The following is a 20812-nucleotide window of genomic DNA, read 5'->3' as shown; positions in this document are numbered from 1 at the left end:
TCTATGAAATTTATAGAAACTAAAGTACCTGCAATGAAATTGCAGGGTTTTAACCAATTCCTATGATAATAAAAAAAACCGGCTGTGCCGGTTTGAGTCATTCGTTAGTAAGTTCGCTTTACTTTGCTTGGACTTTAGCCTTATCGCGTTTTTCCTTACGAACTTTTGATTTTTTTGGGCGGGTGTTGCCAAACGAACCCAAAAATATTTTACCCCTGCGGGTTTTTTTATCGCCTTTTCCCATGGTGTTATAGTATTAGTTTATTACTCAAAGTTGGCTGCAAAAATAAGCGATTATTTTATTTTATGTTCCATTTTCGGCAAAATTCTAACAAACATGTTCTTTAACAATGCTGAAAAACAACTAAAACGTTTGAAACTTTTATGGTTAAAGTAAACTATACAAAGTAACTTTGCACAAACTAATTTAAAATAATACAGCTATGAGCATATCACACATTGAACACATCGGTATAGCCGTTAAAAGTCTTGAGGAATCGATTCCTTTCTACGAAAAGGTACTGGGTTTAAAGTGTTACAATATTGAAGAGGTAAAGGATCAGAAGGTTAAGACAGCCTTTTTCCTGGTTGGCCAGACCAAAATAGAATTGCTTGAATCTACAGACCCTGAAGGGCCAATAGGAAAATTCATTGAGAAAAAGGGTGAGGGTATCCACCATATTGCTTTTGCTGTAAAAGATATTGAGGAGCAGTTAAAGCGCATGGAGGAGCAGGGAGTAACCCTTATCGATAAAGCTCCCCGTAAGGGTGCTGAAGGGCTTGATATTGCTTTCCTTCATCCGAAGTCAACCCTGGGCGTATTAACTGAGCTTTGCGAGGATAAAAATAAGTAAAAAACATCCCCAAACACCAAATATAACGATGAGCACACAGGAGCAAAAAATCAAAGAACTTATTGATTTAAGGGAAAAAGCAAAACTTGGCGGAGGCCCCAAGCGTATTGAGGCTCAGCATAAAAAAGGAAAATACACAGCACGCGAGCGTATCGATATGCTGCTCGATGAGGGTAGTTTTGAAGAGTTCGATATGTTTGTTTCGCACCGCTGTATCGATTTTGGTCTCGATAAGGAGAGCTACCTATCTGACGGTGTAGTAACCGGCTACGGCACCATTGATGGCCGATTGGTTTACGTATTTTCACAAGATTTTACAGTGTTTGGAGGCTCACTATCGGAGATGTTTGCCGCTAAAATCTGCAAGATCATGGATATGGCCATGAAAGTTGGTGCTCCGGTAATCGGTATCAACGATAGCGGCGGCGCTCGAATTCAGGAAGGAGTAAAAAGTTTAGGCGGATATGCCGATATTTTTCAGCGTAACATTTTAGCCTCGGGTGTTATACCCCAGATATCAGCCATTTTTGGTCCATGCGCCGGTGGGGCGGTTTATTCACCCGCTCTTACTGACTTCATCATCATGTCGCGTAATACCAGCTACATGTTTGTTACTGGTCCAAAGGTGGTTAAAACTGTGACCGGTGAGACTGTTTCATCCGAGGAACTTGGTGGTGCTGGGGTTCATTCCACAAAATCGGGGGTTGCACATTTTGTATCCGAAACCGAGGAGGAAGGCATTATGCTTATCCGCAAGCTCTTGAGCTACCTGCCCCAAAACAACCTTGAGGAGCCACCGCTAATGCCCTGCAACGATCCTATCGATCGGTTGGAGGATGCCCTAAACGAGATTATCCCCGATAGCCCAAACAAGCCATACGATGTAAAAGAAGTAATTGGAGCTATTGTTGATAATGGCGAGTTCTTGGAGTTGCAGCGCGACTATGCACCCAATATTGTAACCTGTTTTGCCCGTTTCAACGGACAGTCGGTGGGAATTGTGGCCAACCAACCCAAATACCTTGCCGGTGTGCTCGATATCAATGCTTCCCGCAAAGCTGCTCGCTTTGTAAGGTTCTGCGATGCATTCAATATTCCTATAGTTACACTTGTTGATGTTCCGGGCTTTTTGCCAGGTACCGGCCAGGAGTACAATGGTATCATAATACATGGAGCAAAACTTCTTTACGCCTACGGCGAGGCTACTGTTCCTAAGGTTACGGTAATATTACGTAAAGCCTACGGCGGCGCTTACGATGTGATGAGCTCAAAGCACCTGCGTGGCGATATCAACTACGCTTGGCCAAGTGCTGAAATAGCGGTTATGGGACCCAAGGGTGCCATTGAGGTATTACTTAGCCGTGAGTTGGAAACCATTGAGGATGAAAAAGCTAAGGTTGAGTTCCTGCTTCGCAAGGAACAGGAGTACAAGGAAAAGTTTGCTAACCCATACGTAGCAGCCAAGTTTGGTTACCTCGACGATGTGATTGAACCGCGCAACACCCGCTTCCGCATAATAAGGGCGTTACAGTCGTTAGCAACCAAAAAGGATACCAACCCACCAAAGAAACACTCTAACCTACCGTTGTAACCAAAATGATTGTAGCAATGATGAAAATGAAAAGATTGATTTTGGCTACAGTCCTTGTAGTTCTAGGGTTTGTTAGCGTAAACGCACAAAGCGTTTACGACCTCCGCATTAACGAGGTGATGTTAACTAACAAAACGAACTACATTGATAGCTATGGTGAGCGAAGTGCATGGATTGAGATAGTAAATACGGGCTACAATAGTGTTAACGTTGCGGGGTGTTTCCTTACCAACGACATCTCAAACCCCATGAAATACCGTATTCCATCGGCTGATCCCATCACGCTTATACCGCAACAGCAGTATTTGGTGTTTTTTGCCGATGGTAAAAGTGTTCATGGTACATTACACTTGAATTTTACGCTTGACAGCATCAACCGTTTTGTGGCACTTATTGCACCCGATGGCAGTACTCTGATTGATAGTGTTACCTTACCTGCAATTGGTATAGATAAGTCATTTGTACGATTGCCTAACGGAAAAGGGGAATGGCGGATTAGCGAACTTGCTACTCCAAACTCTACCAATGAACTTTTTGAGACTCATGTATCAACTGGTGAAAGGTTTGTAAAGTTTGACCCCTTTGGCGTAATTATGGCAATCATAGCAATGTCGGTTGTGTTCACTGCTTTACTAGTGCTATACCGTCTTTTTAAGTTGACTGCCAGGTTGGTTCAAAAGCCTATTCGCATTGAATTCCGAAAGTCAAAAGTTGCCAAGGCAGAGGCAGTGGAAGAAGTGGCTGAAGAGGTTCCGGGTGAGGTTTTTGCAGCCATATCAGCTGCGCTATACTTCTATGAAACCGAAAAGCACGACCATGAATCAACTGTACTTACCATTGAGCGGGTTTCGCGCCGCTATTCGCCTTGGAGTTCAAAACTTTATGGTTTGCAACAAACTCCAAATCGCATTATTGTTCATAGGAAATTGAATTAGTTAAAACGCTAACAATCACTCAAAATGAAAGATTTTAAGTTCAAGATAAATGGCAACGAGTATGTAGTTCACATCTCGAATGTTGACGGGAACATAGCAGAACTCGAAGTGAATGGAACGCCATACAGGGTGGAGCTCGATAAGGAGCTTAAGCAAACTAAAACGCCTAAACTTATTCGACCTGAGGCTGTGCCTGCAACCGACTCGCATCCCGCAGTAGCTAAGACAGTTAGCCCTGGTTCAGCTACCTCGGGTGCTGTTAAATCGCCCCTGCCAGGCGTTATACTCGATGTGCTTGTTAAGCCGGGTGATCATGTGAAAGTGGGACAGCGCTTGATAGTACTTGAAGCCATGAAAATGGAAAACAACATCGATTCCGATAAGGAAGGAAAAGTTGTTGAGGTTAAGGTTCGTAAAGGCGATTCGGTTCTTGAAGGTGATACACTTATAATAATTGGTTAGCCATGGAGCAAAGCGCAAGTTTTTTCTCGTTCCTGTTGGATAACTTAACCCAGTTTTTATCCTTTACCGGTTTTTCCAACTTCACTGTTGGTCACGGTATTATGATTGTAGTGGGATTAATTTTTATTTACCTTGCCATTGCCAAGGAGTTTGAACCCATGCTTCTGGTTCCAATTGGGTTTGGTATTATTGTTGGAAATATTCCATTCACTCCGGGTTATCAGATAGGAGTTTATGAAAGTGGAAGCGTTTTAAACTACCTATACTTTGGTGTGCTTAAAGGAATTTATCCGCCGCTGATATTCTTAGGGATAGGGGCTATGACCGACTTTAGTGCGCTAATCTCAAATCCCAAGTTAATGCTTATTGGTGCTGCTGCGCAGTTTGGAATATTCGGGGCATACATGTTGGCACTTCTTTTAGGGTTTTCACCCCAAGAAGCGGGAGCTATTGGCATAATAGGTGGTGCCGATGGCCCAACGGCAATCTTCCTATCGTCAAAGTTAGCCCCAGAACTTATGGGTGCCATTGCCATATCGGCATACTCATACATGGCATTGGTGCCTGTAATCCAGCCACCCGTGATGAAACTCCTTACCACACAAAAAGAGCGTTTAATCCGAATGAAACCTCCCAGACAGGTTTCAAAGCTTGAAAAGATTATGTTTCCAATTATTGGTATGCTGCTCACCACTTTCATTGTACCCTCAGGCTTACCTTTGTTGGGAATGCTTTTCTTTGGCAACCTGTTAAAGGAAAGTACTGTTACTAAGCGTTTGGCCGATACCGCTAAGGGGCCAATGATTGATATAGTGACCATTCTTATTGGATTAACGGTTGGTGCATCAACCCAAGCCACAACATTCCTGACACCAAAGTCGGTTGGAATTTTTGCTCTTGGTGCGGCTTCGTTTGTGGTAGCTACCTTTACTGGTGTGATGTTTGTTAAGTTTTTAAACCTATTCCTTAAGGAAGGGAATAAGATTAACCCATTAATTGGTAATGCGGGTGTTTCTGCGGTTCCTGATAGTGCCCGTGTATCGCAAGTGGTAGGTTTGGAGTACGATAAAACAAACCATCTGCTCATGCATGCCATGGGGCCCAATGTTGCAGGTGTTATTGGTAGCGCTGTTGCTGCTGGTATCCTGCTTAGCTTTCTTGCCTAACACATAAGTATCCAGTGATATAAAGCCCCGGCAACGGGGCTTTTTTGTTTTTTCAACTTTTTTTGTTCCGCAATGCAGCAAAAGGCATTAACTTGCAGTCTATATAGTAGATTTTGGTTTTATCGGCTTTATGGATATTTCAGGGCAGCTAGTTGAACAGTGTCGACGTGGCGACAGTAAAGCTCAATTTGAACTTTACAAGCTATATGCCAATGCCATGTTTAGCGTGAGCTGCAGGATTATCCCCGATAAAATGGAGGCCGAAGATGCCATGCAAGAAGCGTTCTTTAAAGCATTCGACAAGATTGATACCTTCAGAAATGAGGTGACTTTTGGGGCTTGGCTTAAGCGTATTGTTATCAATACCTGCATTGACCATTTAAAACGCAAGCGTTTGCTCACCGTTTCCATTGACGATACTCCCGGGGTATCGGCTCAGGCAAGCGATGACGACTATAGCCCCGAATCGGTTGAAGAGGTAAAGGTTGCCATGCAAAAGCTGCCCGAAGGCTACCGATTGGTTCTCACCCTTCACCTTATTGATGGTTATGAGTACGATGAAATTGCTGAAATGCTTGGTATTGCCCAATCAACTGTCCGTTCACAGTTTGTAAGGGCCAAACAAAGGCTGATAGAGTTGGTTAAAAACAGAAAGTAGGTTTGCTATGTCAAATATTGAGAGATTTATCAGGGAAAACAGCAAGGAATTCGAATTCCAAGAGATGCTACCAGGGCATGAGGAGCGCTTCATGCAAAGGTTAAAACAAAAGCATCGCTCGCTAACCGTTCGTACCTACCTAATGGCTGCTGCTACTGTTGCGGTTATTGTAGCAATTACGGGGGCAATTAGCCTTTACTACAATTACCATTATGGTGCCGACATTGCTAGGTACTTCACCAGTCCTGAGTCAAAACAGCTTTACGAGGTTGAGGCATATTACCGTAGCCAGTTGCTCAGGAAGTATCGCTCAATTGAGAAAATTGCTCATGTAGATGAGCAAATGCTGCCCTCGCCCGAGCAACTATTTGGTGAATCGCTAGCCGATAAGCCCCTGCTAAAATCTGAGATATCAGCTAATCCAAGGGGCGATGTTGCCTTGGGCGCAATCATTCAGAGTTACCAGATTCGACTGGAAACCATGGAACGCGTTGAACAAGCTTTAAAACAGGCTCGAGAGTAAAAAAGTAGAAATCATTAAACTCAAACAATATGAAAAGTATTAGGTTTTTTCCGGTTGTTCTGTTGCTACTTGTTGCTAATAGCATATTAGCAAAAGTAATCCCTCAGACCAAGGAATATAGCAAGGAATTCCAGGTTACCGATAAATCCAAATTGGTGGTTGAGAATAGGTTTGGTCAAGTAAACATCCAGAACTGGGATAAAAGTGCTATATCAATTTACGTGCAGGTTAAGGTTGACAATTCAAATGCAACCAGGGCCAAAGCCTTACTCGATGCCATTGAAGTAGAGCTTAGCCAGGAAGGTGATGTGGTAAAGGCCATTACCTCATTCAATGAGGAGTTCATAAGGTCAAACCGCAGAATGTTTAAAATGTCGAGCGATGAGTTGTCCATTGACTATACAATTAAAATGCCCAAGAATGTTGATGTTCAGATAGAGAATAAATTTGGCGATATCTATATCAATGAGTTAAACAGCCATCTTGCAGTAGAGCTGAAGTACGGTAATATCAAGATTGATAAGCTAACCCGGGGAGACTCCGAATCCCTCAATACCATTGATGTCAGCTATGGTAATGCATCTATTGTTGAGGCCAACTGGATTAAGACCCAGTTGAAGTATGGTAAACTCGAAGTACAGAAACTGGTTGCAGGGGTTGTTCTATCGCGATACTCAAAAATTAGCCTGTCGAACGTAAGTTCGTTAGTATTGGATTCCAAGTACGATAAGTATGAAATTGGACAGGTAAACAATCTGGTTGGTGAATCGGGATATACGGTTTTTAATATCGATGTCCTCAATAAAAAGTTTAACCTCAACGCCAAGTATGGTGATGTTAAGATTGCATCGGTAGATGCTAATTTTGAAAACATCAGCTTTAACGCTGCCTATACCGGATTAAAAGCTTCAATTCCATCTGGAACATCTTATTTGCTGAATGCAAATGTGTCGTTCGGGAAGGTTGATATTGGTAACGTACCAAGTAAACTTAATCGTATTGAGGGGAATACAACGGTTGAGCTATCGGGGGTTGTAGGCGAGTCCGCTAACCCAAAGGCAAGGGTTGAAATAAACATGAAGTACGGTAATGCAACGCTCTACTAGTGTCCCACCATTCATACCCAAAACCTAACAGTTAGGTGCTAAAATCCGACAGTTCGTCGGATTTTATTTTTTATTGGTGGCCGATTTTTAGTTACTTTTGTTACATACCAAAAAACAGCGAATGCCTTTAATCTACAAAGATATTTTGTACTTCAAGTTCGATAATTTAATGCAATACCAATCGGCAATCACTCACTTTGTTTCGTCGCGTATTGGTTGCTGGGATGATGAGGATTTTACAATTGGCTTGAATGGTTACTTGGACAATAAAATTGTCCTTAGGAATAGGGAGTACCTTGCAACCAAGTTTGGATTTAAAGCAGCCGATTTTGTTTTTGCTGAGCAGGTGCATGGGGTTAAGGTTGAGGTTGTTACGCCAATGCAAAAGGGGAAAGGGGCTTTTAGCAAAAACGATGCCCTTCAGCATTCCGATGCATGGATTACCAACTATCCGGGAATTTGTCTTGTAGCCCAGGCTGCCGATTGCGTTCCCATTCTTTTCTACGACCCAGTGAATAATGCAATAGGTGCAGCCCATGCGGGCTGGAAGGGAACGGTTAATCGAATTGCAGCAAATGTGGTAAAGTCTATGATTAGCGAGTACGGAACAAACCCCGCCAACCTTTTAGTAGGAATAGGCCCTTCGGCAGGGCCATGCTGCTACGAAGTGGGCGATGATGTTGCTTCAGTTGTTAATAAAGAGTTTCCCCAAAAGTACGATCTTTTACTATACTATCCCGATAGGGAAAAGCCTGTTCTTGACCTTTGGCGTGCAAACCTTTATGCATTATTAGAGGTTGGTGTACCTGTGGGTAATATTGAACTAGCTGGTTTATGTACCATTTGCAATAACCATGTATTCTTCTCGGCTCGCTGTGGTGATAGAGGTAGGTTTGGCGGTGCCATAATGCTTAATGTGCTTGGCCAGAATTAACCTTTTTCTATTCTTATTGCTGGAAGTGGTTTGGGTTGAACTGTACATCTTGAATAGCCAGGAGGATATCACTTTAGGTTCTGGTAAATTTTTCACGCATAAGTTCTAAGCTATCAACTTGGTGTCATTTTCGAAAACAATGATTACCTTTATTTCGTATCAAAATAATATAGAGGTAAGTTATGCAGGCTACACGATATATTATAGTTATTCTTACCCTAGTGCTTTGTCAGCTGAGTGTAAATGCACAGAGTGTCAAGAAAAAGTATACAATTAGTAATAAACGAGTAATTGAACAGTACGAAAAAGCTCTGAGTTCATTTGACCGTTACGATTATATAACAGCTAAAAAGTTGCTAGTTGAATGTGTTCAGAAAGAGCCAAAGTTTATTGAGGCATACCTTGTGCTTTCCCAGGTTTACATGGGAATGGGGGAGCTTAACTTAGCCATTGAGAGTATTCTGAAAGCCCAAAGCATCGATAAAGATTTTCATCCAAGAGCCTACTACATTTTGGGGTTGCTTTACTTTTCAACAGGGGAGTACCAAAAGGCGCTCAACAGCTTCGAAACTTTTTTGACATACAAAGATAAAAGGGCAACCATGAACGATTCGGCACGCAAAATGATTGAGAAGTGCCAGTTTGCCCTAAATCAGATTGCCAACCCGGTTCCTTTTGTACCAAAAAATATAGGCGAAGGGGTTAATTCCGATTTGGATGAGTACTGGCCAAGCCTTTCGGTCGATGAGCGTACACTGGTTTATACCGTTCGCTTGCCCAAGAATCCCGATAAGGGAATCAAGGGAACCAAGTGGCAGGAAGACCTTTACATTTCCTACAGAAATGAGGACGGTCAATGGGGAAGAGGAGAGCCTGTAAAATCACCCCTGAACACCGAGTTTAATGAAGGAGCCCAAGCGGTTTCGTCCGATGGCAAGACCATATACTTTACAATTTGTCGCGGAGTATGTAATTTATACCAATCGGTTCTAGAACCCGATGGATTTTGGAGTTTGCCGCAGAAATTACCAGCTGCCATAAATTCTGAAAGGTATTCGGAAAAGCAGCCTTCCATATCCCCCGATGGTAAAACGCTATACTTTGTAAGTAATAGGCCGGGTGGCCTTGGTAAGTTCGATATATGGAAGTCAGAGCTTAAGCCTGATGGTACCTGGGGAAACCCGGTGAATTTGGGTGATGTGATTAATACCAACGAGAGTGAACAATCGCCTTTCATCCATTTCGATAATAAAACTCTATACTTTTCATCGTCGGGCCACATGGGGATGGGCGGTCACGATATCTTTGTAAGTCGGCTCGATAGTAACGGTGCCTGGACAAAGCCGGTCAACCTGGGTTATCCAATTAACACCCATCGCGATGAGGATGGCTTAATTGTAAATGCTAGGGGTAACATAGCCTACTATTCCACTGACATCAAACCGGAAAATGGACGGGATATTTTCACCTTTGAACTTTATCCCGAGGTGCGTCCAACTCCAACATCGTATGTTCTTGGTACTGTGCGAAACAGTAAAACCCTTGAGCCAGTTGAGGCGAGCATTAAGCTGGTCGATTTAAAGCTTGATAGGGTTGTAATGGATATAGTTTCCGCATTGAAGGGTGAGTTCCTGGTTTGCCTACCAGTAAGCAATAGGTACGGTTTGTTTGTTTCGGCATCGGGGTATCTTTTCCATTCCGAGCATTTCGATTTGACAGAATACTACTCTTTCGATAAGCCATTAAAGCTTGATGTTCTACTGCAACCCATTGAAAAGGATGAGGTGATAACCCTCAGGAATATCTTTTTTGCATTTGACTCGTACGAGCTATTACCCGAATCGAGACCTGAGCTAAACTACCTGTTGGACATTCTTAAACGTAACCCCGAAATGAGGATTGAGATTAGCGGGCACACTGACGATACGGGAAGTGCCGAGTACAACCTGAAGCTATCCGAGCAGCGCGCAAAAGCAGTGGCCGACTACCTAATTTCGCAAGGGATTGATTCGGCAAGGCTGAAGTGGGTTGGATATGGTAAAAGCAAACCGGTTGCCCCTAACAGTACGCCTGAGGGTAGGACGCTGAACCGCAGAACGGAGGTCAAAATTCTTTAGGTGGCTTATGGTTTTATATGAGTTGACATTATTTAACGGTTTTGAACCATATTTCTCATTACTGTATTGTAATTGTTGAAATAACAATATAACTTCGCAAGCCTTAAAAGTTTAATAGCAAGATACTGTATGATAGATGTTTAACTTAGCAATATCTGGTAAAGAGAGATGAGAAAATGGCGCATTGAGGATTCAGCCGAACTCTACAATATCAACGGCTGGGGGGTAAAGTACTTTTCGATTAACGAAAAGGGAAATGTAGTGGTTACCCCAAAAAGTAATGGCGTGGAGATTGACCTGCGCGAACTGGTTGATGAGTTACAGGTTCGCGATGTGGCTGCGCCCATGCTAATTCGTTTCACCGATATTCTCGACAATAGAATCGAGGATATGTCGCGCTCGTTCAAGCAGGCAGCCGAGGAGTACGGCTATCAGGGTAAAAACTTCATCATTTACCCCATTAAGGTTAACCAGATGCGCCCTGTGGTTGAGGAGATTATCAACCACGGTAAAAAGTTTAATATTGGACTGGAGGCTGGCTCAAAGCCAGAACTTCATGCAGTTATTGCGAGTAACCCCGATAACGAGTCGCTGATTATCTGCAACGGTTACAAGGATGAGGATTACATTGAGCTGGCTCTGCTTGCCCAAAAGATGGGGAAAAAGATATTTATTGTAGTTGAAAAGCTCAATGAGCTGAAGGTAATCAATAAAGTCTCACAGCGACTTAAAATTAAGCCAAACCTTGGCATTAGGATTAAGTTGGCTAGCTCCGGTAGTGGCAAATGGGAGGAGTCAGGTGGCGATGTCAGCAAGTTCGGGCTAACATCCAGTGAGCTCCTACAAGCTCTGGATTTTCTGGATAAGAATGACCTAAAGGGTAGTTTAAGGCTGGTTCACTTCCACATTGGAAGCCAGGTAACCAAAATCAGGCGTATAAAAATTGCCCTGCGCGAGGCATCGCAGTTTTACGTTCAGCTTCGCTTAATGGGCTATAACGTAGAATTTGTTGATATTGGTGGTGGACTAGGTGTTGACTACGATGGAACCCGCTCATCAAACAGTGAGAGTAGCATTAACTATAGCCTTCAGGAGTACGTAAACGACTCGGTATCGACCCTGGTTGATGCCAGCGATAAAAACAACATTCCGCACCCCAATATCATTACTGAGTCCGGCAGGTCGTTAACTGCACATCACTCCGTGCTAATTTTTGAGGTATTGGAAACTGCTTCGCTTCCCTCATGGGATGAGAATGATGAGCTACCGGCCGATGCACATGAACTGGTGGTGGAACTTTATGAGCAGTGGAGCAAGCTAAACCAGTCCAGAATGCTTGAAACCTGGCACGATGCCCAGCAAATCAGGGAGGAGGCACTCGACCTGTTTAGCCTTGGCATGCTCGACCTTAAAACCCGTGCGCAAATCGAAAAGCTTTTCTGGTCAATTGCCCGCGAAACCTTTGAGATGACCTCACAGCTTAAGCATATACCCGATGAGCTAAAATCGTTGCCTAAACTCTTAGCCGATAAGTATTTCTGTAATTTTTCGCTGTTCCAGTCGTTGCCCGATGCCTGGGCTATCGATCAGGTGTTCCCCATTATGCCTATTCAGCGTTTAAACGAAAAACCCGACAGGGTTGCCACCATACAGGATGTAACCTGCGACTCCGATGGTAAGATTGATAACTTTATTTCAACCAAAAATATTTCATATTTCCTACCGGTTCACTCCATCAAGTCCAACGATTCCTATTACATTGGAGTATTCCTTGTAGGTGCATACCAGGAAATACTGGGTGACCTCCACAACCTGTTTGGCGATACCAATGCTGTTCACGTATCGGTTGACGATAAAGGGTATAGCATTGATCAAATAATTGATGGTGAAACTGTAGCTGAGGTGTTGGAGTATGTACAGTACAACCCAAAGAAAATGGTTCGTACCCTGGAAACCTGGGTTACCAGCTCGGTTAAAGCTGGGGTTATTTCGCCTAAGGAAGGAAAGGAATTCTTGTCCAATTACCGTTCAGGCTTATATGGCTACACTTACCTTGAGTAGAATGTTGTTCTAAGTTGATATGAAAGCCCACATTAGTGGGCTTTTTTCTTTTCTGGTTTCAAATTCGTTAATTGAAAAAATCAATTGAGGAATCGACTAATAAAATCTAATCATCTCGTAACTTCGGAATGAAAGATTTTGATAAATCGGGATTATCTCGATAATTATTTAATTTTTATTGTGTATGTATTGACTAATCTCTTCAAAAAGCTTACTGTGCTCCTGTTTTTTTTAGTTTCGATGAGTTAGTTAATTTAGAGCACTTGGATTGTTAAGGTTTACACTGCGTAACAATTTGAAAGTAATTTAGTTGATGCTGATAATTGTTTGTTGTAAGTAAAAACAGAATTCAGTCTTCATGTCATGCTGAGCCCAGTCGAAGCATCTCTTAGTACCTTCAACCCTTCTTTAATGCGATTCCTCAACCAACACGGAGTGCTATACGCAATGGCATAAAAGCCTGACCCGGCAATGGGTCGGGGAGTGGAACGTGGCGGTGGGCTTAGTAAGCGATACCACATGAGTCACGCCACAGGCGTGGCGAATAGTATCGCGGGGCAGTTTCACCCACGGGGCACCCATCGGGTCGGGCTTTTCAGCCTTGATTTTCTTTGGTTCTTTCTTGTATCAAGACAAGAAAGAACGTGAAAATCGCTTTTTGCCATGCCTTTCCGTTGCGATGCAACGCTTCCCCCTTGCTCCTTGGATTTTGCATTGCGTGCATCGCCAAAAATTTTGAATACCACAACACCCAGGGTTAAAACCCTGGGCTAATTCTATTTGCCCCTTCAGGGCGAATAATGCACGCGTCTGGAGACGCTCGCTAACAGGTGGGGTTACAGATATTACGCCCCTACGGGGCTGGAAACGTTGCTCATTGTTGTTCGTGAATCGTTGTCCGCGAATACCGTATCATTCACTCTGTGAAACAATGTGTTACATTGTGTAATTCTGTGATACCAGTTTAGTTGATGGTTGATGGTTGTTAGCAGAAGAGAATTTAGCCCTGATGTCATGCTGAGCTAGCCAAAGCATCACTTTGTACCTTCATTCACTTTTTTTAATGTGATTTCTCGATACTGCCTATCCCGTATATCAGGACTAGACACCGTTTAACTTTTAACGTTTAACGGCTCACGGCTCATGGTTCACGGTTCACGGTTCACGTTTAACGGACTAGAAATTCTTCTAACTTCCTCTAACTCCATCATATTCTTCTTATTCTGATTCATTCCGAATCATTCCGACTTATTCAGGTTCATTCCAGCTCATTCCTCTAAAATCAGGCAAGTCGGATTGTTAATTCATGGAACTTCTGTTTAGCTAATTACAGGTTCTTTTCAAGAAAAACTTTAACGTGTTCAGGCGTAGATGGGCGTGATAGAATATTCAACTTTTTGTCAACTATAAACATCTTAGGGGTTTCGTCAACATTGTATTTTAAAATCACCTTACTATTGCTATCGTAAGGAATTCTGACATTCTTCCAGTGCAACTCATTTTGTTTGATGAAGTTTTGAAAGGCATCGTCCTCATCGTCAATGCATATTGCTATAACATCAAAGCCTTTACCCTGGTATTGCTTATAGGTTTTATAGATTTGTGGTACGCTTTCGATGCAGTGGGGGCACCAAACTGACCAGAATAAAACCAAGGTGTATTTTGATGTGCTATTTGAAAGTTTTAACGATTTTTTCTGACCCACTGGCTTAAATGAAAAGTCGAATGCTTTTTTCCCGGGTATTAACCCAGCTTCAAGGACAAGTTTTGCTTTGAGTTCGGGGTCGTTAAAAATGGGGCAGATCGTATTTTCGTTTAGCTGCTGCAGGGTTGATATCACTCCATAGTAGTCCGACTCAGCAAAACCATTACAAAGAGAGTTTAGTAGTAACGATTTAATTTCGGAATGCATGGGCAGGTTAAATAGCTTTTGGATGTATTTCGTTAAAACAGAGTCCTGTTCTTCCCTGGTATAGTTGCCCTCGCATAGCAGGTTTTCCAGGTAATCCCATAACCGGGGAATAAGTCTAGGCAAAAAACGTATGTCGGGATTGGTAAGGTCAATTCCTTGCCACCATATTTCGGATAGCTCTTTTTTCACTGAGCATTCATCGCCTTGAGTAATAGGTTGGGGTGTCAGCTCAAGCCTTATGGCTGACGATACCAGCGAGCTATTGGCTTTTGAAGCAAGCGCATTACCCTGCATATACAGGTCGAAAGCTGTGCGTTGTTGCTCGTTTTCGAGCATTTGGCTAAACATAGTTGGTTCAGTGTAATACTTTCGAAGCGATTCTATTAGCCACATTTTTTGCTCAGCCTTTTGCCTTAGCTTTCTGAAGTTTATAAAAACTTCGTTCTCGGCCGATTGTTTTACCTTTAAGCTATCCTCAACGGCAAATGAATAGGTTTCAAAGCGCACAATAGTATCGGTTGATACGATAAAATCGAACGAGGCCCCTTTCCCTACCGATAACTTGTAAATTCCTTTAGGTGTATCTGCAGGGACACTAAAAGTGTAAACACCATCGGGGGTTGGTTTGCACGAGTCCACTTCAATCTGATTTTTACCATCGTAACGCGATACTATTGCCGTGCTACCAATGGATTGGTGAACCTTTAGCTCAACCCTTACTTGTGCATGACATGTAATTGAAATTGCTGCTATTACCGTTGATGCCAATATCGAAAAATGATTTTTACCCATATTTTACGCTATTTAAGCAGATACTTTGCCAGTTTACTTTTTAGTTCCTGAGGTTTGAAAGGTTTAAGCACAAAATCGTTCATACCGATACCAAAAATACGTTGCTGCACATCGAGTAAAGCTGAGGCGCTAAGGGCAATTATTGGAATTGAGGCTTTGGCCTTATTGTGTAGCTTGCGGATGGCCTTAGCTGCCTCGTAGCCGTTCATTTCGGGCATTTCAAGGTCCATTAGAATTAAATCGAAATCATTCTGTGCTAAACAGCTCAAGGCCTCACGCCCATTGCTTGCATGTTCAAAATCGATACCCCAGTTGGTAAGGAAACGTTTAACAATAAACGTGTTGAGTTCATTATCCTCAACAATCAGAACCCGATGTTTCCCGGGAGGAATATTGATCTCTACTGTATCATCGGTGGGTTGAACTGTTCCAACTTTGAGCGGGATGGTAAAAAAGAAACTTGACCCTTTGCCTTCGTCGCTTTCAAGGCTAATTTCACCACCCATCAGTTTTACAATTCTTTGGGAGATGGCTAGACCTAATCCAGTGCCAGTAGCTCTAAACTTACCCTCATGTACCTGGGTAAATTCATTAAAAATATCAACCTGCATTTTCTTAGGAATTCCAATGCCGGTATCGGATACAGTAAACCTAATTGTACTGATTTCCTTGTTTTTTTCAACAAGTTTGGCGGTGAAGCTAATTTCGCCCTTCTCAGTAAATTTTATGGCATTCCCAATAAGGTTGGTAAGAACCTGATTTAAACGAACCCGATCGCCAATGAGTGGGGTGGGAATATTAGTGTCAATGTTATAGGTCAGGGTTAAACCCTTGCTCGATGCCATTTTAGCAAAAGTGCTGTATAGCCCTTTAAACAAATCGTTGATGTCAAAGTTGGATTGCAGCAAATCGAGCTTATTGGCTTCAATTTTACTGTAATCTAGTATGTCGTTCAGGAGCGAAAGTAGATTCTCAGCTGCGTACTTAAGGGAGTTTAGGTTGTCGACCTGCTCAGGTTTTGGATTCTCATCAATTAAAAGGTTTGCCATACCTATTATGGCGTTCATAGGCGTACGAATTTCATGGCTCATGGTTGAAAGGAACTTTTCCTTAGCTTGGCTTGCCTGTTCGGCAAGTTCTTTGGCTTTACGGAGTTGTTCCTCGTTCAGGTGCGACTCGTATGAGGCCGACAGGATATTTGACATGGTTAAAAGGAAATCCCTGTCGTCGGCGGCTTTAACCTTATCGCCGTAAGGGTAGTCAACTGCAAAAATGCCTAGGCATTTCTCTTTTACACGAATGGGGAAGAGCAGTAAGTGTTGGCTGCTGGTTAATTTTTTAAGGTTGTCGTACGAGGGCATGGTTGAGCCGGAAATGTCGAAAATTACTTTGTTCTCCTGCTGGAAATGTGAAGTAATGCTTGAGTAGTTATCGGAGTAGTAAACCCGGAGTGGTTCAGCCAAATCATTAGCCGTACTTGAACAGCACGTAAAAATATCAAAATCACTTTCACTACCAATAAGGATAAAGGCCTTTCGTAAGCCAATTTCGCTTACAATAAGGTTTAACGATTCGTTTGCCTGCTTTGAAAAAGGTAGGTTTGTGTTAAAAACGTACGAAACCTTTGTGAGCAGTATTTGCCGGTCGAGGTGTTTCTGGATTTTTATTTGGTTAATTTTTTGGTCGGTTATTTTACGTGCTATACCAGTAATGGCAATTACCTTTTTGTTCACATTAAACACAGGTGTTAGCTGAAATTCCCACCATTCCTCAATTCTGCGTTCGCCTTCACGAATCTCCCATTTTACAGTTTGCTTGCTTTTTAGCACTTCGTTTTCCTTCTGTTTGAGAATATCGAGAAGTGGCGAGGGCCAGGGTTCAGTATCTACCTTGCCCAAAATTTGATCATCGGTGATTCCAAAGTGATTGGTGAACTTTTTGTTCACTAGCAAATAACCACATTTGCTATCCTTGAGCCAGGCAATGAAAGGTAAATTATCAATTGTCCCTCTTAGCTGTGCTCTACTACGGGCAAGCTCTTCCTCAACCTGTTTACGGTAGGTTATATCGCTCATGGCAACAAGCAAGCAATCGGTGCCCTGTATGTTGATAATCTCAGCGGAGAGAAGCGTTGTAAAGGTTTCACCCTTTTTATTAACTATTTCCACCTCAATTTTATCGACCCTGTTCTCCCGTTTTACAGCATCAATCAGCTCATTGCGCCGCTCAATCTGCTTAAATATTCTAAGTTCCGATGATTTTTGCCCAATAACTTCAGAGTAATCGTATCCTACCTTTTCCAAAAACGCTCTGTTTGCATCAATATATATGCCCTCGTTAAGGGTGCTAATGGTCATCATTACAGCACCGGAATTGAATGCTTTAAAGAACTTTTCTTCCGATTGCTTAATGGCCGCTTCGGCCTCAATGCGTTCAGTAATGTCACGTGCAATAACAAATACAACATCGCGCTTGCGCCAGTAGCCCTTTATCATTCTAACCTCAAGCGGGAGAGGCTTTCCGTTTTTACGCACAAACTCAGTGATGTATAGTTTGCGGTCGCCATCAAAAACTTCCATAAGCGAGGTTATGGCTATTCCCCTTTCACTCTCGGTATGTAGTTTAACAAACGACTCAAGCAGTATCTCGTGTTCATGGTACCCAAGGGCGCTCAGAACGGCGTTATTTATTTGTACAATATTGTAGTTGTGGTTAACTATAAAAACTAAATCGCCAAAGGCGTTTACGAGCATACTCAGGTTCTGCTCCTGGTTGGCCATGCTCTCCTCTGCTTCCTTTTGTTGGGTAATGTCGTAGCTAGTACATAGAAGTGCCGGCGATTCCTGCCAATCAATTATTGAAAAAATGGTTTTAATCCATTTTAGCTCGTTATAGCGGGTTAGAATACGCAAGGTAAAGCTGTTGGATGTGTGCTTGCGGATTTCGGCAAAATCGTTGTTGAACAGTATTTTAACCAGCTTTCGGTCCTTGGGGTGAACCACGTCAAGGAAAAGTATTTCGTTGAGTTCCTCCTGTGCATAGCCGGTAAGCTTAGTGAAACTTGGGTTGGCAAAAACCACCCTAAAGTTCTGGATTAGGTATATGCTGCTCTCGTTCTGATAGATTAAGGGTATCAGAAGGTTGGAATCAAAATTATCCCAATTACTGTAGGAGTTATTATTTTGGCTATCAGAGCTCATACTTACCGTGGCAAAATCCCGCAAAAGTTACAAAAAAATGTTTACAGTTTGTTGCTTCGCATAATTTGGCCTCTTGTTCATATCATTAAAATTATTATTTTAGTGAAAAAATTGGGGTTGCAGATTTTCTCTTTTCAAGATCTTTGCTAAAACAAAATAAACCTCAAAATGTAAAAAAAACGATGATATTGATAATTTAATTGATTTTTGTTCAAATATTTAATATTGTGATAATCAAAAAGATTGCTTTTTACATTGTGATAGCGACAATATTTTTCTTCCTTACAAATGGCAGTTGCGATAAAACAGAATGTGGAGAATTCTGGTTTATAAACCGTACTACACATAGGGTAAAAATTAATTCATATACATATTTCGGTTTAATAACTGATATGAGTTATGAAATACAGCAAATTGATTCCATATCAAAAGTTACCTGCGACATGGGCATGCATTCGAATCCTTTTACATCAAACTATTTTCATGTAGATTCTATAGTTATTGTGTTTGATGATACTCTTTCAATAAACACATTTAAATATTTAGAATACAATCCCATGAACTTTAAAATTCGGAAAAAGAATACGTTTGTTTATGAAATTACCGATTCGCTTTATCGCAAAACTCTTGAGATAAACGGGTACTTAAAGAAGAGTGGTCTCCCTGCCGGTAAACGGCAGGGAGGACTTTAACTCAATTTGATTAGTTAAGAACCAAAATTACTGGGCAAAAGACTCAAGGGGCCTATTAATAAAAAACTTGCAAACTTTTTTAAAATTTTAAAAGCGATGAAAGTTTATAAATTATACCTATTTGCTGTTTTTACGTCACTTTTCTACTCATGTGATAAAAGTGTATGTGATGATTACAGGTTTGAAAATGCCACGGATCATAGGGTGTATATCCGGTCCTGCTGCGGGGAAACAGCTGACAGCAAAACATCCCTTAGCATAAGCCCTAAGAGTAGCGCTACATTAACCAGTTGTGGTTTAGGATATGCTCAATTCGTATATAATGGAGTTAGTAGATGTGCAGTGGATAAAGTAATAATTATTTTTGACGATACGCTGGAGTTCAACACGCAGGAGTTTTGGGAGTTTGACCTATTAAATCCTTTAAATTACCAGCGCAGGAATAAGGAGTACATTTACGAAATAAATCAACTGCACTACCAAAAAGCGCTTGAGGTGAACGGGTACTTAAGGTAAAACGGTCTCCCTGCCGAGAAACGGCGGGGAGACTTTAACTCAATTTGAATAGTTAAGAACCAAAATTACTAGGTAAAAGACTCAAGGGGCTTATTAATAAAAAAATCGTGCTAACTTTTTAAAACTTTTAAATGCGATGAAAGCATATAAATTATACCTATTTGCTGTAATTGTATCCTTTCTTAATTCTTGCGGAGATAAGGATGTATGTGAAGATTACAGGTTTGAAAATGCCACTGATCATAGGGTGTATATCCGGTCATGCTGCGGGGAAGCAACCGATAGCAATACATCCCTTAGCATTGGCCCTAAGAGTAGCGCTACATTAACCAGTTGTGCCTTAGGATATTCTGATTTTTTATATAATAGATTAAGCGGCTGTGTAGTGGATAGAGTGCTCATTATTTTTGATGATACTCTAGAACTTAATACACGGGATTTTGGGGAGTTTGACTTGCTAAACTGGGATAATTATCAGCGAAAGAACAAGGAGTACATTTACGAAATAAACCAGCAGCACTACCAAAAAGCGCTTGAGGTGAATGGGTACTTAAGGTAAAACGGTCTCCCTGCCGGTAAACGGCAGGGAGCGTTTAGCTCAACTTGAACAGCGACAACAGATTTGAAATGAGTACGCCGTACACCCTATCGGTTCTAAAACCAAAGCTCAAGGTTGGGTATTACCACCACGACCACTGGAGGGATATTAATGGCAGTGCTGTTCCATTCAGGGAAAACCTAACCATACCCCATGTGTGCATTTATGGTAAGGGTGGTTCAGGTAGCTGGAATACTACTGATGTTATTTATGCAACTACCTGCCACGAGGTGGCACATGTATCGCACTGGGAAATGATTGGTGAGGGCACTTTTGCCCTTATATGGCTAAATCCAAAAACCAGAATAATCCCGGAGAGTTGGGCGGTTGCTGTAGAATGGGGACTTACCAATACGGAATATCACATACTGGGGCAAAAGTATGGGAGTTATAAGGCTCTGAGTTATAATTTTAAAGAAGGCAAACAATTTTGGTATAGGGGTAATGATGAATTTTATACACCGCTATTTATTGATTTGATAGATGACCAAAATCAACGCATTAATAATAATGGCTCTATTTTATTTCCGAATGATAAAGTTAAGGGTTGTTCCCTTTCGATTCTTGAGAGTATTCTTTTTGGTGTAAGAGATCTTGAATTACTTAAAGCCATGCTAAAACTAAACCACTATGGATTGAAAATCCATAGGTTTTATTAAACGGGAAAGAATGAAATTCTTTAATCTTTTTCTAAA

At 41.8% G+C, this 20812-nt stretch carries 19 protein-coding genes; 15 read left to right on the top strand and 4 right to left on the bottom strand.

What is annotated here, in order from left to right; all coding sequences use genetic code 11:
* Positions 1 to 118 precede the first annotated feature (118 nt).
* Complete coding sequence (locus AB6811_RS13525; RefSeq protein ID WP_369491142.1) at positions 119 to 244, bottom strand: 30S ribosomal protein THX; 126 nt, start codon at positions 242 to 244, stop codon at positions 119 to 121.
* Positions 245 to 443: 199 nt separating this feature from the next.
* Here AB6811_RS13525 and mce point away from each other — a divergent pair, with 199 nt between their 5' ends.
* The 11 genes from mce (at position 444) to speA (ending at position 12407) form a co-directional block, all read left to right on the top strand.
* Entirely contained in the window at positions 444 to 854 is a 411-nt protein-coding gene (gene mce, locus AB6811_RS13520; protein WP_369491141.1) for a methylmalonyl-CoA epimerase, read from the top strand.
* Positions 855 to 882: 28 nt separating this feature from the next.
* Positions 883 to 2445: an acyl-CoA carboxylase subunit beta gene (locus AB6811_RS13515; RefSeq protein WP_369491140.1), complete on the top strand. Its 1563-nt coding sequence runs from the start codon at positions 883 to 885 to the stop codon at positions 2443 to 2445.
* 26 nt (positions 2446 to 2471) lie between these two features.
* Entirely contained in the window at positions 2472 to 3380 is a 909-nt protein-coding gene (locus AB6811_RS13510; protein WP_369491139.1) for an OadG family transporter subunit, read from the top strand.
* Between the two features lie 24 nt (positions 3381 to 3404).
* Entirely contained in the window at positions 3405 to 3842 is a 438-nt protein-coding gene (locus AB6811_RS13505; RefSeq protein ID WP_369491138.1) for an acetyl-CoA carboxylase biotin carboxyl carrier protein, read from the top strand.
* A 2-nt stretch (positions 3843 to 3844) separates the two neighbouring features.
* Entirely contained in the window at positions 3845 to 5008 is a 1164-nt protein-coding gene (locus tag AB6811_RS13500) for a sodium ion-translocating decarboxylase subunit beta (RefSeq protein WP_369491137.1), read from the top strand.
* 130 nt (positions 5009 to 5138) lie between these two features.
* Positions 5139 to 5666 carry an RNA polymerase sigma factor gene (locus AB6811_RS13495; RefSeq protein ID WP_369491136.1) on the top strand — a complete coding sequence of 176 codons (528 nt, stop codon included), beginning with the start codon at positions 5139 to 5141 and terminating at the stop codon, positions 5664 to 5666.
* Positions 5667 to 5673: 7 nt separating this feature from the next.
* Positions 5674 to 6189, top strand: coding sequence for a hypothetical protein (locus AB6811_RS13490; RefSeq protein WP_369491135.1), 516 nt, complete (start codon positions 5674 to 5676; stop codon positions 6187 to 6189).
* A gap of 29 nt (positions 6190 to 6218) precedes the next feature.
* Positions 6219 to 7295 carry a hypothetical protein gene (locus AB6811_RS13485; protein WP_369491134.1) on the top strand — a complete coding sequence of 359 codons (1077 nt, stop codon included), beginning with the start codon at positions 6219 to 6221 and terminating at the stop codon, positions 7293 to 7295.
* A gap of 121 nt (positions 7296 to 7416) precedes the next feature.
* Positions 7417 to 8229: a peptidoglycan editing factor PgeF gene (gene pgeF / locus AB6811_RS13480; RefSeq protein WP_369491133.1), complete on the top strand. Its 813-nt coding sequence runs from the start codon at positions 7417 to 7419 to the stop codon at positions 8227 to 8229.
* A gap of 182 nt (positions 8230 to 8411) precedes the next feature.
* Positions 8412 to 10346 (top strand): OmpA family protein, encoded by a 1935-nt coding sequence (locus AB6811_RS13475; RefSeq protein ID WP_369491132.1) that lies wholly within the window; start codon positions 8412 to 8414, stop codon positions 10344 to 10346.
* A 168-nt stretch (positions 10347 to 10514) separates the two neighbouring features.
* Positions 10515 to 12407, top strand: a complete 1893-nt coding sequence (gene speA / locus AB6811_RS13470; RefSeq protein WP_369491131.1) for a biosynthetic arginine decarboxylase — start codon at positions 10515 to 10517, stop codon at positions 12405 to 12407.
* Between the two features lie 438 nt (positions 12408 to 12845).
* On the opposite strand, the gene AB6811_RS13465 is transcribed toward speA, so the two are convergent.
* The 3 genes from AB6811_RS13465 to AB6811_RS13455 form a co-directional block, all read right to left on the bottom strand.
* Positions 12846 to 12989: a hypothetical protein gene (locus tag AB6811_RS13465; protein ID WP_369491129.1), complete on the bottom strand. Its 144-nt coding sequence runs from the start codon at positions 12987 to 12989 to the stop codon at positions 12846 to 12848.
* A gap of 745 nt (positions 12990 to 13734) precedes the next feature.
* Positions 13735 to 15111: a TlpA family protein disulfide reductase gene (locus AB6811_RS13460; protein ID WP_369491127.1), complete on the bottom strand. Its 1377-nt coding sequence runs from the start codon at positions 15109 to 15111 to the stop codon at positions 13735 to 13737.
* Positions 15112 to 15119: 8 nt separating this feature from the next.
* Positions 15120 to 18311 (bottom strand): PAS domain S-box protein, encoded by a 3192-nt coding sequence (locus tag AB6811_RS13455; RefSeq protein ID WP_369491126.1) that lies wholly within the window; start codon positions 18309 to 18311, stop codon positions 15120 to 15122.
* 227 nt (positions 18312 to 18538) lie between these two features.
* On the opposite strand from AB6811_RS13455, the gene AB6811_RS13450 reads away from it, so the two are divergent.
* The 4 genes from AB6811_RS13450 (at position 18539) to AB6811_RS13435 (ending at position 20776) form a co-directional block, all read left to right on the top strand.
* The gene (locus AB6811_RS13450) at positions 18539 to 19003 is read left to right on the top strand and encodes a hypothetical protein (protein WP_369491125.1); all 465 of its coding nucleotides are present in this window, start codon (positions 18539 to 18541) and stop codon (positions 19001 to 19003) included.
* Between the two features lie 96 nt (positions 19004 to 19099).
* Entirely contained in the window at positions 19100 to 19519 is a 420-nt protein-coding gene (locus AB6811_RS13445) for a hypothetical protein (protein ID WP_369491124.1), read from the top strand.
* Between the two features lie 136 nt (positions 19520 to 19655).
* Positions 19656 to 20078: a hypothetical protein gene (locus tag AB6811_RS13440; RefSeq protein WP_369491123.1), complete on the top strand. Its 423-nt coding sequence runs from the start codon at positions 19656 to 19658 to the stop codon at positions 20076 to 20078.
* Positions 20079 to 20146: 68 nt separating this feature from the next.
* On the top strand, positions 20147 to 20776 hold the full coding sequence (locus AB6811_RS13435; protein WP_369491122.1) for a hypothetical protein: 630 nt from the start codon (positions 20147 to 20149) through the stop codon (positions 20774 to 20776).
* Positions 20777 to 20812: the final 36 nt, after the last annotated feature.

It is taken from the genome of Tenuifilum sp. 4138str, from assembly GCF_041102575.1.
In the GTDB taxonomy this organism is placed as follows: Bacteria; Bacteroidota; Bacteroidia; order Bacteroidales; family Tenuifilaceae; genus Tenuifilum; species Tenuifilum osseticum.
Note: the sequence above shows the minus strand (reverse complement) of the source record. Positions and strands in the feature narration are given on the sequence as shown.

Coding starts and splice junctions, on each gene's coding strand:
- AB6811_RS13525 (WP_369491142.1), bottom strand. CDS start 244: ATGGGAAAAGGCGATAAAAAAACCCGCAGGGGTAAAATATTTTTGGGT.
- mce (WP_369491141.1), top strand. CDS start 444: ATGAGCATATCACACATTGAACACATCGGTATAGCCGTTAAAAGTCTT.
- AB6811_RS13515 (WP_369491140.1), top strand. CDS start 883: ATGAGCACACAGGAGCAAAAAATCAAAGAACTTATTGATTTAAGGGAA.
- AB6811_RS13510 (WP_369491139.1), top strand. CDS start 2,472: ATGAAAAGATTGATTTTGGCTACAGTCCTTGTAGTTCTAGGGTTTGTT.
- AB6811_RS13505 (WP_369491138.1), top strand. CDS start 3,405: ATGAAAGATTTTAAGTTCAAGATAAATGGCAACGAGTATGTAGTTCAC.
- AB6811_RS13500 (WP_369491137.1), top strand. CDS start 3,845: ATGGAGCAAAGCGCAAGTTTTTTCTCGTTCCTGTTGGATAACTTAACC.
- AB6811_RS13495 (WP_369491136.1), top strand. CDS start 5,139: ATGGATATTTCAGGGCAGCTAGTTGAACAGTGTCGACGTGGCGACAGT.
- AB6811_RS13490 (WP_369491135.1), top strand. CDS start 5,674: ATGTCAAATATTGAGAGATTTATCAGGGAAAACAGCAAGGAATTCGAA.
- AB6811_RS13485 (WP_369491134.1), top strand. CDS start 6,219: ATGAAAAGTATTAGGTTTTTTCCGGTTGTTCTGTTGCTACTTGTTGCT.
- pgeF (WP_369491133.1), top strand. CDS start 7,417: ATGCCTTTAATCTACAAAGATATTTTGTACTTCAAGTTCGATAATTTA.
- AB6811_RS13475 (WP_369491132.1), top strand. CDS start 8,412: ATGCAGGCTACACGATATATTATAGTTATTCTTACCCTAGTGCTTTGT.
- speA (WP_369491131.1), top strand. CDS start 10,515: ATGAGAAAATGGCGCATTGAGGATTCAGCCGAACTCTACAATATCAAC.
- AB6811_RS13465 (WP_369491129.1), bottom strand. CDS start 12,989: ATGGGTGCCCCGTGGGTGAAACTGCCCCGCGATACTATTCGCCACGCC.
- AB6811_RS13460 (WP_369491127.1), bottom strand. CDS start 15,111: ATGGGTAAAAATCATTTTTCGATATTGGCATCAACGGTAATAGCAGCA.
- AB6811_RS13455 (WP_369491126.1), bottom strand. CDS start 18,311: ATGAGCTCTGATAGCCAAAATAATAACTCCTACAGTAATTGGGATAAT.
- AB6811_RS13445 (WP_369491124.1), top strand. CDS start 19,100: ATGAAAGTTTATAAATTATACCTATTTGCTGTTTTTACGTCACTTTTC.
- AB6811_RS13440 (WP_369491123.1), top strand. CDS start 19,656: ATGAAAGCATATAAATTATACCTATTTGCTGTAATTGTATCCTTTCTT.
- AB6811_RS13435 (WP_369491122.1), top strand. CDS start 20,147: ATGAGTACGCCGTACACCCTATCGGTTCTAAAACCAAAGCTCAAGGTT.